Here is a 16,077-nt window from a genome sequence, read left to right on the forward strand (position 1 = left end):
CCGCCGCCCGCGCCGCCGCCGCCGCCACCCCAGATGGTGCTGCCTGCGAGGTACTCCAGATTAATCGCATAGCGCGTATAGAGCGCAGCACCGCCAGGGCCGCCGGGATTACCGGCGGCCCCGGCGTTGCCGCCCGCTCCGGCCGGGCCGCCCGCGCCCTGAATACGGCCGCGAACGATGACCTTGATCGTGACGCCCGCCGCCCAGTCACCGATCATCAGCGCCGGCACCGCGGCGATGATGGAGCCGACGGTCACACCCGCGTTGATCACGAGCGTGACGGTGTCGCCGCTTTCGGCTTCCGGATACTGCGAATCGTGCAGCGTGCGCAGGTTGAGATTGTAGGTATCGGCGTCGACGATACAGAGATGGCTGGGCACGTCCTCGGCCAGCGGATCGAAGCGCATCTCCTCGGCTTCGACCATGAAGCGGTCAGGCGCCGGCACCAGGCGCGTCACCTGCACCGGAACGTTGACGCGCGCGCCCGCGGCGTCCTGAAACAAATGCGAGCCGAGATTGTAGCCGCGGCCTAGCTCGACGTCGCTGTCGCTGTAGCGCATCGTCGCGAGGCTGAAGGCGCGCGGTGCCGTGCGGAAGCGGGCCAGCAGCTTGTTGTTGAGTTTCTGCGCGATCGCGCGCGCCAACTCCGGTATCTAGCGCGACAATACCACCTTGATTGCCGACGAGCCGTGATTGGTCTCCGCCTCGCCGTCGATCGTCACCGCGGTGGAACGGTAGTTGTCGAGATCGTCGAGTGCCTTGAGGGGATTGATCTGGGCATAGTAAGTCCAGACCTGAGAGAGCCGCTTCTCTGGCTGCTCGCGCACGGACAGCGCCGTGTCCTTCCTTCTATTGTGCTCGTCGAACAATGCCGCATCCGTCGAGATCGCGCGCAGTACCGTGAGCCTGACCAGCGCCGTCAGATCGTCCCACCAGACACAGAGCGCGGCCTGCTCGATCAACTCGTCACTCAGCTTGCGGACGGGGGTCGGCTCGGCGATCACCGCCGTGTAGACCGTGCCCAGAAAACCCTCGGTTTCCGTCAGCCATTCGTCGATCGGGATGTAATCCTCGGAGACGCCGGCATAATCCTCCCACAGCATCTTGAGGATGTTGCTGACGTCCTCGCCGAAAATGTACAACACGGTCTGGACGCGATCCTGTGCCTTGTGGGCCTGCGCCTCGGTGTTGAATCGGGCGCGGCCAGTGATGGTCACAGCGTCACCGGACCGGGTGAACGATACGATCTCCTTGCCGCCGATCGCCAGATAGCCCGAGGTTTCGTATTCAGCGTTGCCGATGCCGGCCGGCGACAGCGTGAAGGCCATATCGTTGTTGTCGATGTCGGCGAGCAGAAAGCCGTTGCTCATTTCCGGCGCCATCGCACGGTCACCGTCGAGCTGCTTGAAGATATCCTTGGCTTCGATCATGAAGGTGCCGGCCATCGTCGGGCCGGTGTAACTCTCGGCGAAGAAGTGCCGGGTCTCCATATCCGCCAGCGACTGGCCGAGATAGCCCTGGATGAGTCGCATCTTCAGCCCGCGCAGATAGGGCTGCCGCGCGCGGAATTTCCCCCAATAGGTGCCCTGCGCGACCGGATCATAGTCCCGCTCGGCGCGATACTTGTCGTAGCCCGGGCCGGTGTCGGGATGCAGCCCGTCCTTGAACGTCACCGTCAAGGTCGAGCGCTCGCCGAGGCTCTCGCCCGGCTTGATGGTTCCGGGCGAGAACTCGACCGCAACGATCGACGGGATGGCGTCGATGTCCGTTGGCAGGTAGGCCGCCGCCTTCGCAAACCGCAGCGTCACAAATGTTTCGCTGAAATTGGCGCGGTCCTGACACGTCACCTTCGAATTGTAGCACTTGTCGGCCCCGGTCGCCGGGATCGACGCCGTGCACGGCGCAACCCCATAGCTCAAGGCGCAGAACGGAATGTCGATCTCGACATAGGTGAGTGCTAATTTCTCAGACAATGCCGTTGACCTGCAATTGCACGCTCATCATGCCGTTGTTGCGCTGGTTGACCGGCTTCGGATTATTGGTCAGCCAGCAGAAGCCGACCTCGTTAGGGTAATGAAGCGGCCGCCAGGCGAAGAAGAACGGCGCGGTCTTGGCGGCGACCACGAACGGATCGAAGTTGGCCCGGTACCAGTCAGGCGTCAGATTCTTCAGGTCGATACCGGTGCCGACATATTCGCCCAGCACGATGCGGCCAAGAAAATCCGACGCCTCGCTCATGCCACTCACGACGTCCGTAGTGCGTGACAGCTTCAGCGGAGAATGTGGGACGTAGATCCTGCGCTGATGCACCAGCGACGGGCCGATGTAGACCACGGCGGCGCGCGCCGGCGCCATTCCCGAAGCGAGCCCGATCCGGATCTGCGACACCGATTGCGCCTCGAAACGGTACAACAGCGGGCTGTCATCGGCCGGCATCCTTTCCGGCATGATCTCGGTCCAGACCCCGGCGATAAAGGACTCGAGCACCAGCGCGATCGCGGCCGAGCCGAAATTGTGACCGGCGATGCCGATGTAATCGACCTGGTCGATCTCGCTGATGGTGAAGGTCACATACTGCGCCGATGTGTCGGCAGCGCGCCATCCGGCAGCGGGATAGGTCAGCGGGTTGGCCAGGTTGGAGGCCGGGTAATCGTCTTCCTCGGTGTCGGCGACGATGCCGTCTGCGGTGACGAAGTTGCGGTAGCCGAACAGCGGATTGTTGAGAGAATAGGACGCCGCCGCCGGCGACAGCACCAACGCTGGAGAAATGACGATCATGCCAGCACGACCTTGCCGCCGTCGTTCTGGAAATCGATCAGCTTGCCGGCGAGCTCGCGGACCTGTTCGCGGCCGAAGAAAGAGCCGTTGACGGAAAGGAACATGGTCTGCGGCGCCTGGGCCTGTTGCGCCGGCGCCGCGGCAGCGGCAGCCGTGGCTTCACCCCCGCCACCGGAGGCGGCGACACTGCCGCCACCGCCGCTGTTGACACTAACGCTCATCAGCTTCGCGATATGCGCCGCCACGCCGGCCGCCGCGATGCCGGCGAATACCGCGCCGAGCGCCGGCCCGCCGAGCTTCGAACCCGCAGCGTAGGCGGACACCACTGCCTCATAGCCCTTGACCAGGGCAGTCGCGGCCGAGATCGCCTTGAAGATCCCGAACTGCTTATCACCTTCCTGGCCGATCAGGTCGGTCATCTGGCCCATCGATGTATCGACGATGTTGGCGAGGCCGGAATATTGCGAGGCCTGCAGCTGCAGCGCGGATAATCTTGCCTTTTCCTCGATTTTGCGCCGCAGCTCGGCGGCGCGCTCGACGGTGATGGTGCGGTTCCTTTCAAACGTATCGAGATCGGCGAGTTGCTTGGCGTACTTGCGGGCCAGCAGCTCATCCTCGGCGATGACGCCCTCCTCGAATCTCTGCTGAAGCAGTGCCTGGCTATCCTGGGCGAACTTGTCCTGAATCTGCAGGCGCAGCGCGTCGGCTTCCTGCGCGGTCAGCAGTTTCTTCTGCTCGAACTCGGCGAGGTTCTTGAGCTCTTCATCCCGCTGCAGCCGCAACTGCTCGTCTTCACTTGCGATGGATTTCTTCAGCCGCTCCAGCCGGCTCTCCAACGACTTGCGCTGGCCGTCATCCATGCCATCACCGGTATCGGCGCCGCCGGCGTTGACGCGCTTGCGCTCATCGACGACCTTCTGCGCCGCGTCCTTGGCCTTGGCCTTCAGGCCCTCCCACCATTTTTCCCAGTCGGCATCCGTCGGCGGCGCGGCCAACGTCTCGCGCATCTTGCCGAACCCGTGCTCAATGTCGCGATAGCCGAGTTGCGCGGCCGTGACCGCGCCGAACGTTGCAGATTCGATCCCCTTGGGGATTGCGCCGGCCACCTTGTCAAAGACCTTGATCGAGTCCGCGGCGAGATCGTCTAACCCGACGCGGGCGAGATAGATCTCATTCTGGAACCGAGCGAACGCACCGATCGCCAGCTTGACGCCGGCGCCGATCGCCTCGCCGAACCCGCCCCCCTGCCGGCCGGCTTCCGCAAGCTGGTCGCCGAGATACTGCACCAGCGGCGATATATGGACCGCGATCTGGTTGCCGATGCCAGTTAGCAGCAACCGCGCCGTGGTCCAGGCGTCATTCGCCGCCTCGATCTCCGCAGCGTCGACATCGGAGACAGCGACGCCGAACGCCTGCACATCCTTTGCCGCCGAACGGATGGTATCGCCGCCACCCTCGAACAGGTTGATGATTTCCTGCCCGCGGATGCCGAACTGTTTCAGGACATCCGCCTGCTGCGCGGTCGTGTAGCCGAGGGCCTTGAAACGGTCCGCCAGGGTTGCCAGACGCTCATCCACGGGCAGCGTTAGAAACTCCGAGGCCCCCAAGCCAAGCCGCCGGAGCGCCTCGTAGGCCGGCCCCTGCCCGGTGCGCGCGGCTTCCGCCAGGCGCTGGTTCATCTTGCCGATGTTCTGGGCCAGCGTCTCCTGCGACACGCCTGCCAGATCTCCGGCATGAACCAAGGCCTGCAGCTCGGCGACCGTACCGTTGAGCCGATGCGCCAGCTTCGACTGCGCGTCGATGGTTTCCATCGACTTCGCGGTCAGGTGCACCGCCAACGCCGCGCCGGCCGCCGTCGCCGCAGCCGCATAGGACGCCAGATGCGTGACGGCGGTGACGCCGATCGACTTCCCCAGCTTGCCGACGATGCCCTCGGCTTTCGCCGCAGCCTTGTCGAGACCGGAAACGTCGCCGCCGATCACGACCGACAGCGCGCCCATGACGGCGGATTGGATCATCGGTTACCTGCGAGAGAGTTCAAGCGTCCGCGCCGGGCGGGTCGCCATAGGCGTCACGGTAGATTTCCGCGACCTCAGCTTCCGTCATCGAGCCGTAGCGCTTGACCGGCGTCCTGGCTTCGACCATCCACCAGAACTCAACCGGGTGCATGGCCCAGAAATCGCGCGGGGACACCCCCCACGCGCCGACCGCTAGACGGAACGCCGCTTCGACGAGCGGCGCGCGGCCCTGCGCACCCGCCGGTTGCCTTCCCCCGGGCCACCGCCTTGCGCCTTCGCGACTGCAAGCTTGACGTTGTGCGGGATCATCATGCCGAGCAGCATGGACACGGCGCCGACGACGTTCTTCTCTGCATCCTCGCCGAACATGCCGGCATATACGTCCGACTCAGTGACCGCGCCCGCGCCGGCGTATCGCAGCACGTCGGCATACGCCGCCGCCATTTTGCCAAGCCGCAGCGTGCCGCGGCCGGCATCGCGCTGCAGCTCAGCCAGCGTGAGGTGATCCTCGATCCGCTTGATCGCGCCCATGACGCGATCGGCCGGAATGGTGAACGTCTTGCCCTGCCAGGCGAGATGGATGTCGTCGAATGGCGAAGCGGTCACGGCTTGGCCGCCCCGCCCTTGACGATGCCCATCACCAGAATCGCCGCCGTTCTGGCGACGCCCAGGATGACGGGATAGTCGCCGCTCGCAAGATCGCCGATTGGACAGATGCCACCAGCGTTCGATGACAGACAGTAGGTCTCGCCGACCGTCAGTATCGCGCCGAGATTGATCTCGCCCTCATACTGAATTGCGGCCGGCTGGCCGTTGCTGCCACCGTTGAGCGCAATGCCGATCGCGTCGCGCACTGCCGCGGTCGCGGAATCGTTGTCGGCCTTGAGAAAGTTTTTGCTGGTAGCATCGCGGTAGACGACCTGGCCGGCGGTGTTCGTCTCGCCGTGATCGCCACGCAAGACTTTCGCCCCGTCGCCTCTAACGACGCTGGCAGCCGTAATTACAAGATCAACCATGCCAATCTCCTTTCCGGAGTGTTTGAAGTTTCAGGAGGCGAGAACGACGCCCCGACTATCAGACGCCAGGCGTAAAGGTGACTTCGCCCGTGTTCTGCAGCGCCGCCTCCATGGTCGTCGCGTCGTTGTAGGTGCCGGTTTCGTTGTAGGAGGCGAGGAAGAAATCGCCGGAGATCACGCGCCCGTTCGGATAGGTGATGGTGACGGCGCGGACGCGGTTGCGGGCGAACCAATCGGCCGCCAAGGTTTCGTCCTTCAGGACGCCGGACAGGCTGATATCGATCGTGCTCTCGCCAGCCTCCGAAAGTAGTTCGCGGATGCCGTCGGAATCGTCGTCGCTCACGTTGATGGGCTCGCCGGCGCAGGCGATGCCTTTTTCGCGCACGCCGGCGATGGTAGAACCGTTCCAGGTGAAAATGATCTTGCGGCCAAGCGTTCCGTCGCCTGCGGGCATGGGGACCGTCTCCTTTAAGTGTGGGGTTGAAGATGACGCTGACGTCCCCGCGCGGGACGGACTATTCGGTCTCAGCCGGTTCGCTGTACCGGATGACGTAGACGAGATTGATCTCGCCGAGATGGCGGTTGCCGTCGGCGCGCACCTCGATCGTTGTCGACTGCAGCATGATGTCGAAGACGTCGAGGGCGTCCTCGGCGTTGCGCAGTTTCGCCTCGACTTCGCTGGCGATGACGTCGAGCAGATCGTCCGGCACCGAGGCATGACTGACCCTACCCTCCACCACCAGGAGAAGCGTGCGGCCCAGCGACGCCGGATTGCCTTCGATCGGCCGGCCGGACTGCTCATTGACCGTATAGATCAACAGCGTCGGCTGGTGGTTCGCCTCCAGCGGTCGGGTGCGACCGTGATAGACCCGGCTTGCGGTCGTCGGCAGGCCGGTGAGGCGCGCGACCACCGCGTTGCGGATCTCGGTGCGTGCATGGGTCATCAGGCGGCCTTCTTCATCCTGGACGTCACGAAGCGCGCAAAGCCTTCCTGCGCGCGCAGCACCAGCCGCTTATTGAACACGGCCCGCGCGGTCTCATAGAACGGGAAGCGCTTCTTGTAGTGCGGCGCCTTGACAAACATGACCACCGGCACGATCTGGGTCAGGTTCTGGCGCAGATAGATGCCCGGCGCGACGCTGCCGCGGCCCCGCCCCGTGCCGTCCGGCCGCAGCACGAAATAGGTGCCGCTCTTCTTGCGCTTGGCCCGCGAGCGGCGGCTGTTCGTGGCGTTGGCCTGGTAGCCGGCGAATTGCTCGGCGGCCTGCACATGGCTGAGGATCCGCTCAATGGTCGCGCCTGAAAGATTGCCGTACTTGTCGAGCTTTGCGCCGGCGCCCGGCACGGCGAATTCGTCCGGCTTCATATGCCCGGCCCGGATCAAGCGCTTCTCGTGCGCCTTGTGCTGACGCTTGCCCCCGTCGACCTGCGGCCCCAGATAGCGCCAGGCCGGGATCGAGCCGAAGCCTTCCTTGAAGTAGACCATAGCGACCAGATCGCGCTTGGTCGCCGGCTTCATGTAGAGCGCATTCAGCGTAAACCGCGACGGCCGATCGAACACCGTCTTCATGACAGCGACTTCCGCCTCTTTGATATCCTGCGCCGTCTTGGTCAGCGCATACGCCGTAACGATCGGCGCATCCTCGCGCGCGAGCCGTCGGATCGCGCGCATGACATCGCCGGTTTCGACGCGGAAGTGGATGGCCATCAGGCAATATCCGCGAGGTTACAGCGGATCATGCCCTTGCCGTCGGGCAGGATCGGCTCGGTCACCTTCATAGTCTTGCCGTCGTCTTCGCGCGTGGCAACATCGCCTTCGACCGGCGTGACGTCGGCGGCCTTCACGCTCAGCGTCGATGTGCCGATAGTGGCCTGCGCCTCGCTGCCGACGGCCACGACATCAGAGCCATCCGTCCATATCGCCCGGATCTTGCCGTCCTCACCGACGGGAACGCCGGTCGCAACCGGCGTGTAGATGACCGGCTCCCCGAAGGTCTGCACGAATATCCCGGGGAGCCGGGCAAACAGCGGATTGGCCACGTCTCAGGCAGCCTTCAGCGCCGCGATCATCTCGGCGCGGGTCGCGCCTTCCTTCAGCTGCACGTTGCGATCAGCGGCCATGGTGGCGAGCTCGGCATCGGTCAGCTTCTCCAGCGGATCGGCCTGGGGCGCCTTGCCGCCGATCGGCGGCAGCGGCGCGGGCGCCTGCCTGGCAGCGCCGAGGCCGATCAGGCGGAGGGCTTCCTTCTCATCATCCTCTGAGAAGGTCTCGCCGGCGTTGATGGTGACGCTGTTAAACTTCTTGCCGCCGGCCTTCTTGACGGGCTCGCGGCGGCGGATGGCGTGAATGGCAATCAAACTGACCACGGGGCAGTCTCCTTTTGAATGTGGGTGCGCCAATTGGCGCAGGCTGGGAACTGATGCCCGGGCCACACCCGGGCATCAGCAGCGATCAGAGCACCGTCGCGCCAAGCGAGGCGTTGGGCCGGTACGGCACCACGAGCGGCGCCGACTGCAGCATCAGGTAGCGCACCGCCGGATCCTCCTGCGTCCAGGACTTCTGGAAGAAGTCGCGCGCCTGGAAGCCCGCCTTTTCGTCCCTGATCGAACCGTGGTGCTGCACGCCCTCCATCTGGGGCGAGCCCATGATCAGCTTGCCGTTCGGCAGGAACTTCTGAGTCACGCCGGCGTCGTCGACATACTCGGCATTGTAGGTCCAGATCGCGAAGTCGCCGACATAGCCCTTGAACTGAGGGCCGATCATGCCGCTGCTCGGACCGGCATCGAACCGGGTTTTCGGCGACAGGTTCTTCTTGTCGAGAAGGTTCTGCACCTCCTCGTTGGCGCGGAACGCTTTCCAGACGTCGGTCGCCATCACGACATCGGTTGCGGTCGCGCCGGAGCGGGTCGCGATCTCCTCACCCCAGTCCTCGAGATCGCCGATAGGATCAGGCGCGCTGTCATTCCAGCGTGCGGTGCCGGCCAGCACGACCGTCAGGTTGGCGTGGCGCCCGAAGTCGACCAGCACCTGCGGATATTTCTCCCCTTCAACGATGTATTTGCCGTCCAGCGCGGCCTTGGCCGCCATCCATTCCATCCGACGTTTGATCATGGCGATCTGATCTTCGGATTCCTGAATGACGGACAGCAGCCGGTTCTGCATCGGATCAAGCGGGGCAGCAATCGGTTGGCCGGGCCGGCGACGAATTGCCTTGCCGTCCTCGAATGGCCGCTTGTCCTTGACATAGGCGGGCTTGAAACTTTTGGTCTCGTAGCCCAGAGACTCCACAATCTGGCCTTCGACCAGAGGCGACACGAACGGCGACAGCCGAGGCTTGCCGGTCATCACGTCGAAATAAATCTCTTCCGTCGTTGAGGTCGAGATTTCCGGGAAGAACATTGACAGCAGAAACATGCTGACCTTGTCCTTGAGGTCGTCGACGATGCGGTTGAGCACCGCGGGCGTGAACACGTCCATGATAAAATTCCTTGGCTTGGCGGATCGGGACTATGCCCACGCCGCGGCTGGTTTCAGGGGATGAGGGTGAGACGTCCGCGCTCCTAGCGAACGGTACTGGACTGAAGCTTGATGCCGAAATCGCGCAGCTGCTCGCGCACGCCGGCCGCGGTGTGGCCGGCCCCGTAGACCAGCGCATTCTCGTCGTACACGCCGCCGAAGTGCGCGATGGTCACCTTGTCGGCGCTGGTCGCGTCACAATCCTCGCCAAGGATGGTGACCGGCACGGCCGAGCCGTCGACCGCGGCGGAAGTCGACATCCTGTACTTGCCGGTGGCGGTGATCCTGCCCAGCACAGTGCCGCGCTTGCGGTTCTCGCCCAATAGCAGCGTGATCTTGCGGGTCTGCGGGTCGTCGCTGCCGGCGAAGATGCCGTCGGGGGTGAAGGAGCCCTGGGAGGTGAAGCCGGCCGCCAGGACCGACATCGCGATGAACGCCGGGCCGTGCACGATCGGCGCAGCCTGCGCAACTTCGAGGGGGACCGGCATTGCCGCCAGAGCGACGGCAAGGCCGGTGATGAGGACAGCAGCAAGCGCCGCGCCGAGATAGCACTTCATGGAAGGTCTCCTTTCGAGACAAATTTTGAGGGCAGAGAAAAGAGGCTTTAGGCGAGCCGCGCAGGCCTTCAGGCGGCGCGAATGCCGAGGTAGCTCTTCACGGCCGCGCTCGCGAGGGCGGCATCGTCCTTAGCAGCGCCGTCAGCATCGGCGCCGACGGTTGGGTTCTTGACCTGCGACATCGCTGCCGACAGAGCATCGGGCGCAGCAGCTTCCTGCTTCGGTGCCTTGGCGAGAGCCGCCTTGGCGGCATCCGCCGTCATGTCGGTGGTGAAGGCAAAGTGCTGCGCCAGCTCGCTGCGGCCCTTGGCTTCCTCGCTGGAAAGGATGGCGCCGATCCGCGTGCGCTCGGCGGTCGCACCCTCCTTGACGCCTTCGGCCTTGCCTGTCGCATGGCCTTCGGTACGCGCAGCATCGACCGCGGCGGAAGCCGCGGCTGCGGCCTGCCCGGCCGGGGGTACTGAAGCGGTCGTCGACATTTCGGTATCTCCTTCTTCATCATCGTCCGGATCGGACAGTTCGTGGGAAAACGCGGTTACGGCATCGTCGAGCGGTGCGATTTCGTCGATCAGCTTCAGCTTCAACGCCTCGCTGCCGGAGTAGCATTCGGCTTCCGTCGCCCGCACCGCCTCGACGTCGATACCGCGATTGCGAGCGACCAGGCCGCAGAACATCTCGCCCTGCTCGTCGCACCAGGCTTGCCAGCGCGACTTCACTTCTTCCGGCAGCGGCTGACAGGAATTTCCGTCGACCTTGTGCTTGCCGAAATGCACGAAGGTGATCTTCATGCCGGCGTCTTCCATGGCGCGGCTGACATCGAGATGCGTCATCACGACGCCGATCGAGCCGATGCCGGCGTTGCTGGACGCGGTGATCGCGCTGGCGGCGGAGGCGACCGCATAGCCCGCGGAGTACGCCATCTGCGCAAAGGCCTTGATCGGCTTGACCGAGCGGCCCGCAAAAATCTTGTTAACCAGGTCGAAGCAGCCGTCGCCCTGCCCGCCGTAGGAATAGACGATCAGCGCAATGCCGCGGACGTTGCCGTCGGCAAGGCCGCGCTCGATCGCGCGGGCGATGTAGGCGTATCCGGTAGCATACGAGCCGAACGACCACGGAAAATCATAGAGCAGCACGCCCTTGACCGGCACCTGCAGGATCCCGTCGACCACAACGTAAGGGCGGAACATGCTGCGCCAGTCGTCGGCTGCGAACCAGAAGCCGTCGCCGGCGTTCAGCTCGGCTGACGCCATCAGCTCGTGCGCCCGTGGGTGGCGCAGGATCGCCGAGAGATCAGCCTCGAAGCGGCTGCCGGAGCGCGGGTCGATCAGCGCCGGCACATCCGCAAAGCGGGCAAGCAGAGGATTGTTCATGCGGCTTGCGCTCCCTGATCCTTGGCGGCCGACTGCGAGCCCGACGATTCACCCTCGGACGAATACACGGTCACCACCTGCCCATTGCCCTTGCGCGTCAGCGTGCCCGGCGGCAGGCCGTACTGTTCTTCCAACGCCATGGCGTGCGCGAACTCGCGGGCCCGCTGCTCCTGCACGTCGCGCGCGTCCTTGCCCTGCTCGGCAGCTTCGTCCTGCAGGCTGGTAAGGTTGTTGTCCATGCGCGTGCCGGCGGCCTGCGCTTCCTTTAAGGGATCGACCCAGCCGCGGCCGGCGTAGATCCATTTTGCCTGCGTCCACGCGGTGCGACGCGAATAAAAATCCGCCGGCGTGCAGTCCGGAATCCGCCCGCGGTTGACCGCCTCCTCGAACCAGAGGTCGTAAACGACGCTGCACCAGCCGTCGGAAACGAGCTGGCGGCAGGCGTAGAAATAGCGCCAGGCTTCCAGCAAGGCTGCGCGCGCGCTGGAATAATTCGTCTTGGAAAAATCCTTGAAGATCAGCTCATAGGGCATGTTGAGCCCGGTGCCGATGTGACGCAGCATCAAGGTCGCAAACGCATCGAGCTCGCTGTCCGGTCCGCCCGGGATGAACGGGTTGAGCTTGGTGCCGGGCGGCAGCGGAATGATCGCGCCGCCGCGCATCTGCACCCGCCACTCGTTCAAGGCGGACTGGTAGTCGGCAGCCTTGTCGCCGCCGAAGGCGGAGACGAACGCCTCCTGATCCATCGGCGTTTCCATCGCCGCGAAGATCATCGCGTTGAGCACGGTCGAACGCAGCTTCTCGACGGTCAAGTGATCGTACATCTTGAACATGCGGGCCACCGCCGTGACCGGCGGCTTGCCGCGGCTCTGTCCGATGCGCTCCGGCTCGAAGGCGTGGATCACGCGCGCACGGCCGAACGGCGTCCATGCCGGAATCCGTTCCCACACCCCGCCGCCGAACATGCCGCCAAACCCGAACAGGTCGCCGGGATGACTCTTGCGGATGTGATAGGCGACCGCCGCGCCGTACGCATCGATCTCCTTGCCGCCGCGCAGCGTTGCGGTATCCATCATGCCGTTCGGGTTGGACAGCCGCGCCGGGTCGACCAGCTGCAGGCAGGTACTCCATCGCGAGCCTCGCTCCGGCAGCCACAGCGGCAGCGCCAAAAGTTCGCCGGCAGAAGCCAGCGTGCGGGCCTGCAGGCGGGTTGCACCATGAAAATTCAGCGTCCATGCGGCATCGAAATAGATGCCGTCGGCAAAGCCCTTCCATTCGGCCTCGACCTGCCGCGACCATTCGTCGACCCAGACCGCGTCTTTTCCAAGCGCGATGCGGTCCGGGTTCGGCTTGCACATGACGCGCGGGCCGATGACGTTGTCGACATAGGTGCGCTCGGCGCCGGCGGCAACGCCGTTGTTGCGCGCGAGATCATCGCCACGGGCGTTGATGGTGTCGAGCTCGGACAGCAGCGCGGAATCCGGCGACAACCGCGGCGGCATCCACGACGCCATATCCTTGGCGCGGTAGGACGCAGCCGCATACGCGGTCTCGACCTCCGGCACGGCCGAGGCCATCGCGCGCGGTATCACCGTCACGGCCGAGCCTGCGCCAATTGGCGCGGGCTCGGCGGGACCGGGCGTCCAGTCGATGTCGGGCAAAGCGGCCATCTGTTTCCTAGAACGTGAAGTGGATCGGACGCGAGACCTTGCGCGGATCGCCCTCGATGTCGCCGATCTGGCTGCGCAGCGAAGAGATGTAGGCGTCCAGCTTGTCGATGTCGGTCTTGGCGAAGGTGACTTCGTTCTGCCCGTTGTAGCGGACCGTCTGCTCGAGCGAGCCGGTCAGCAGCTTGTGCTTTGCGGTCTCTGCTTCGAGCAGCCAGCCCTGCAAGGTGACGAGGTCAGCCATTCATGCCTCACAGATACGGGTTGTCCGCGACCGTCACTCGCGGGCGCAGCGTGATCGCCGGTTTCTTCAGCACCGCGAGCGGCTGCGCCTTGTCGGCCGGCCGGACGCCTTCAGTCAGCTCCGGCAGATCGTCCAGATCTTCCTGCACGGGCACCACGGCTGCCGCCGTCGACGGCCGCGGATCGAACAGGTCTGGCGCGATCGGCGCCGACAGCTCGGCGAGTTCGGCCGCGCGCTTGGCCCAGCGCTCTTCGCCCCAAGCCCACAAACCCTCATGATGCGTCAGCGCCATGTTGTAGACCCGGCAGTCCAGCCAGTGGTTCGCGCCCTTGCGCACCCACTCCCGGTCGCCGTCCTCGTTCTTTTTGATGTACTCCGACGACATGTGCTTGAAGTACGCTTCAGGCGTGTCGGCGGGCCAGTGACAGTAGCCGGTCGGAAAGCCGGCCTTGTTTTCCTTTGGAACGCGCGCCAGGTAGATCATCAGCGCGGCCTTGAGGCCGTAGGTGCCAACCAACCATATCTTGACTCCGTAACGCTTGGAGCGGCCGGCTTGTGGCCCGGAGTGTTTTACTTCCGCGGCCTTGGCACCAAAGATCGCCGGTCGTGACCAACCATCCTCACCCTTCAGAGCGGTCGCGTTGTGACGGCGCTTCACCCACAGGCTGACCGCGTCGATGTTGTAGCCGGTGTCGACGCCGATCAGATCGTCGCCGAGCCTTGCGCCGCTCTCGAGCCGAAAGCCCTGATCGACGATGACATCGAGCTTCGGCCATGCGCCTTCGAATGCGACGTCGGTCGCGCCGGAAAGGTAGCCGCAACCTATCAGCCAGTTTTCCTTGTTCGGTCCCCAGCCGACGCGCTCCCAGTAGATGCCATCGCCCTGCACGTCGACCGAGAGCGTGAAGTACAGCGCGCCGGACATCGCCGTCCCGCGGAGCCAGGCTTCTTTGCGCGCCGCAAGCACTTCCCATGCCGGGCCCTCGCCCTTTGCCTCATATGGCCGGCCAAGGCCTGCGTTGACGAACGGCTTCTGCAGCTCCGGATCGTCGCCGGCTTCAGCTTCCTGCCGGGCGAGTTCGTCCCAGGTTTCGAACGAGGTGATCTCGCCGGTCTGGGCGTAGCTGTGATCGACGCGCGCCTCGTGCGACGACCGCCACTGCTCCGCTTCGCTCCGGTGCATCGTCGATGGCGGAACAACGCCGTCGGCATCGGGCACTGTCGGAATCCAGGTCGCACCCCGCGCCAGCGATTTCATCACCGGCTTGTCCGCATCGATATGTTCGGTTTTGCACGACGGGCAAAACCAGCGGCAGCGATACGGCGCTTCCTTGTTCTTCTGGATGTCCTCCCATTTGACATCCGAGATCATGCCGCAGGCGTCGTTCTTGCACGCCATGTAGAAGCGGCGCTGATCGCTCGCCGTGTATTCGCGGTCGATGTCCTCACCCTTGCCAACCGGCGTGGAGATGTCGAGCACCTTGGCAAGGCCGAAGCGCCGGTAGGTCTTCAGACGCTTGTCGGACAGGCCTTTCGGATCGCCTTCACCATCCGCATTCTTGGTCCATGCCGAGCGATCGTCCCGGATCATGAAGCGTATGGAGTGCTGGCGCAGCGAGGCGGCAGAATTCGCGCCGGCGAACAGGATGTAGCCGCCCTTGAAACGCAGCCTGGGTGCGGTCGACCCTTCGCCCGATCGAGACTTCTGCCCCATCACACAACCGCCCTTTCGGGGGTTGAGCGCGTCCGTCACCTCGATGGTCGGATCGAGTTTTTCGGTGCGCCAGTCTTTGGCCGCGCTGATCGTCGGGCCGATATACATGCCCGGCCCGGGCGTCTTGTGCGCGATGTAGCCGATCCAGTTGCAGGCGACCTCCGATCCGCCCGACTGCGCGCACTTCGCAACGATCACGTTCTCGCAGGGATCGTCCGGCGAGAGGCGATCCATGATCTCGACCAATTCCGGCGAGACGTCATTGCTCCAGGGTCCGGCCAGCACCGAGGCTTCCGGCGAGACGACGCGCTCTTCGGCGGCCCATTCCGAAACCAGTTTTCGAGGATCGGGACGCAGCGCGTTTCCGGCTGTCCTTTCGACGATGCGCCCGTTGGCCTTGATGCGCTCATCACTGTAACTGCGCAGATCCAACGGTCTGCTCCTCGTCTAACTCCTCGCCGGCGTCGTCATCGTCCGGCCGATCCAGCTCCTTCGCGGCAGCGTCGAGGACCTTTCGAACTTCCTCATCGATGATTGCCCGTGCGGCGCGCTCATCGGCGGCGTTGATCACGCGGGGCGCGCAGATCGACGGCAGCGACAACAACCGATCACGGACCCGGCGAAACACATTGAAGGTCCGGGCCTCGACATCGGCGCGGTCGCAAGTCCGGCCCAGCCGATCCTCGAGGTCGAGGCGATCATTCTCCGCCTGGTACGCTGCGCTCGTTTCCTTGTGCAGCAGATAGCCGCGCGATTTCGGCTGGCTCTCATCCGTCGGCGCCGCTGACCTCGATGCCGCCGGCGGCTCTGCGCCGTCGACCATCAGTCCCGGATTGCGCAGCGCCTGCGCCGGATCGGTCGTCTCACCGACCGCGCGATCGTACGCCACGCGGTTGACCATGACCTCGCCGCCCTCGCCGGCCTTGGTTTCGAGCGCCCGGCTTTCAACAAGCCGCTTCACCCGCTTCGAAACCGCCTGCTTCGACTTCCCTTTGATCCGCGCCAGCTCCGAGATCGAGACCCACAGCGCCGGGTCGCTCGCCGCTGCCGCGGCGTCAACCGGTTGACCGCTCATCGTCAACTCCCGTCAACCCCGTCAACCCTGCGAAAAATCATCGAAACTGGGGGGCTGGCGGGGTTACTCGCGACGCGAACAGGGCCGGGAAGGACCCAAACACCCCCACCCCTCCCCCTAC

18 protein-coding genes and 1 pseudogene are annotated in these 16,077 nt (G+C 64.6%); all 19 read right to left on the reverse strand.

All coding sequences use genetic code 11. The features are described 5' to 3' along the window. A pseudogene (locus CQ13_RS37850) lies at positions 1–644 on the reverse strand (hypothetical protein); the annotation flags it as partial. A 9-nt stretch (positions 645–653) separates the two neighbouring features. After that, on the reverse strand, positions 654–1,973 hold the full coding sequence (locus CQ13_RS37855; protein WP_057847863.1) for a hypothetical protein: 1,320 nt from the start codon (positions 1,971–1,973) through the stop codon (positions 654–656). Continuing rightward, positions 1,966–2,778, reverse strand: a complete 813-nt coding sequence (locus CQ13_RS37860; RefSeq protein ID WP_057847864.1) for a hypothetical protein — start codon at positions 2,776–2,778, stop codon at positions 1,966–1,968. The genes CQ13_RS37855 and CQ13_RS37860 overlap by 8 nt, the downstream gene beginning before the upstream one ends. Continuing rightward, positions 2,775–4,796, reverse strand: a complete 2,022-nt coding sequence (locus CQ13_RS37865; RefSeq protein ID WP_057847865.1) for a coiled-coil domain-containing protein — start codon at positions 4,794–4,796, stop codon at positions 2,775–2,777. Before CQ13_RS37865 ends, CQ13_RS37860 begins: the two co-directional genes overlap by 4 nt. Positions 4,797–4,815: 19 nt before the next feature. Beyond that, positions 4,816–4,971, reverse strand: a complete 156-nt coding sequence (locus tag CQ13_RS44865; RefSeq protein WP_197427576.1) for a phage tail assembly chaperone — start codon at positions 4,969–4,971, stop codon at positions 4,816–4,818. 17 nt (positions 4,972–4,988) lie between these two features. Beyond that, positions 4,989–5,402, reverse strand: coding sequence for a hypothetical protein (locus tag CQ13_RS44870; RefSeq protein ID WP_057847866.1), 414 nt, complete (start codon positions 5,400–5,402; stop codon positions 4,989–4,991). Next, on the reverse strand, positions 5,399–5,812 hold the full coding sequence (locus tag CQ13_RS37875; RefSeq protein WP_057847867.1) for a hypothetical protein: 414 nt from the start codon (positions 5,810–5,812) through the stop codon (positions 5,399–5,401). The genes CQ13_RS44870 and CQ13_RS37875 overlap by 4 nt, the downstream gene beginning before the upstream one ends. A 58-nt stretch (positions 5,813–5,870) precedes the next feature. Further along, complete coding sequence (locus CQ13_RS44875) at positions 5,871–6,266, reverse strand: phage tail tube protein (protein WP_057847868.1); 396 nt, start codon at positions 6,264–6,266, stop codon at positions 5,871–5,873. Between the two features lie 61 nt (positions 6,267–6,327). Continuing rightward, the gene (locus CQ13_RS44880; RefSeq protein ID WP_057847869.1) at positions 6,328–6,756 is read right to left on the reverse strand and encodes a hypothetical protein; all 429 of its coding nucleotides are present in this window, start codon (positions 6,754–6,756) and stop codon (positions 6,328–6,330) included. Continuing rightward, a complete protein-coding gene (locus CQ13_RS37890; protein WP_057847870.1) occupies positions 6,756–7,520 on the reverse strand; it encodes a hypothetical protein in 765 nt (254 codons plus the stop codon). The genes CQ13_RS44880 and CQ13_RS37890 overlap by 1 nt, the downstream gene beginning before the upstream one ends. Continuing rightward, entirely contained in the window at positions 7,520–7,852 is a 333-nt protein-coding gene (locus CQ13_RS37895) for a head-tail joining protein (RefSeq protein ID WP_057847871.1), read from the reverse strand. The genes CQ13_RS37890 and CQ13_RS37895 overlap by 1 nt, the downstream gene beginning before the upstream one ends. Before the next feature lie 3 nt (positions 7,853–7,855). After that, positions 7,856–8,179, reverse strand: coding sequence for a hypothetical protein (locus CQ13_RS37900; protein WP_057847872.1), 324 nt, complete (start codon positions 8,177–8,179; stop codon positions 7,856–7,858). A gap of 85 nt (positions 8,180–8,264) precedes the next feature. Then, positions 8,265–9,290 carry a major capsid protein gene (locus CQ13_RS37905; protein WP_057847873.1) on the reverse strand — a complete coding sequence of 342 codons (1,026 nt, stop codon included), beginning with the start codon at positions 9,288–9,290 and terminating at the stop codon, positions 8,265–8,267. Between the two features lie 83 nt (positions 9,291–9,373). Then, a complete protein-coding gene (locus CQ13_RS37910; protein WP_245309601.1) occupies positions 9,374–9,886 on the reverse strand; it encodes a head decoration protein in 513 nt (170 codons plus the stop codon). Positions 9,887–9,954: 68 nt separating this feature from the next. Next, positions 9,955–11,256 (reverse strand): S49 family peptidase, encoded by a 1,302-nt coding sequence (locus CQ13_RS37915; RefSeq protein WP_057847874.1) that lies wholly within the window; start codon positions 11,254–11,256, stop codon positions 9,955–9,957. Continuing rightward, a complete protein-coding gene (locus CQ13_RS37920; protein WP_057847875.1) occupies positions 11,253–12,926 on the reverse strand; it encodes a phage portal protein in 1,674 nt (557 codons plus the stop codon). Before CQ13_RS37920 ends, CQ13_RS37915 begins: the two co-directional genes overlap by 4 nt. 7 nt (positions 12,927–12,933) lie before the next feature. Next, entirely contained in the window at positions 12,934–13,167 is a 234-nt protein-coding gene (gene gpW, locus CQ13_RS37925) for a gpW family head-tail joining protein (RefSeq protein ID WP_057847876.1), read from the reverse strand. A gap of 7 nt (positions 13,168–13,174) precedes the next feature. Then, the gene (locus CQ13_RS37930) at positions 13,175–15,313 is read right to left on the reverse strand and encodes a terminase gpA endonuclease subunit (protein ID WP_057847877.1); all 2,139 of its coding nucleotides are present in this window, start codon (positions 15,311–15,313) and stop codon (positions 13,175–13,177) included. Then, positions 15,291–15,956 (reverse strand): DUF1441 family protein, encoded by a 666-nt coding sequence (locus tag CQ13_RS37935; protein ID WP_057847878.1) that lies wholly within the window; start codon positions 15,954–15,956, stop codon positions 15,291–15,293. The genes CQ13_RS37930 and CQ13_RS37935 overlap by 23 nt, the downstream gene beginning before the upstream one ends. Between the last annotated feature and the right edge of the window lie 121 nt (positions 15,957–16,077).

The sequence above is a fragment of the Bradyrhizobium retamae genome (genome assembly GCF_001440415.1).
In the GTDB taxonomy this organism is placed as follows: domain Bacteria; phylum Pseudomonadota; class Alphaproteobacteria; order Rhizobiales; family Xanthobacteraceae; genus Bradyrhizobium; species Bradyrhizobium retamae.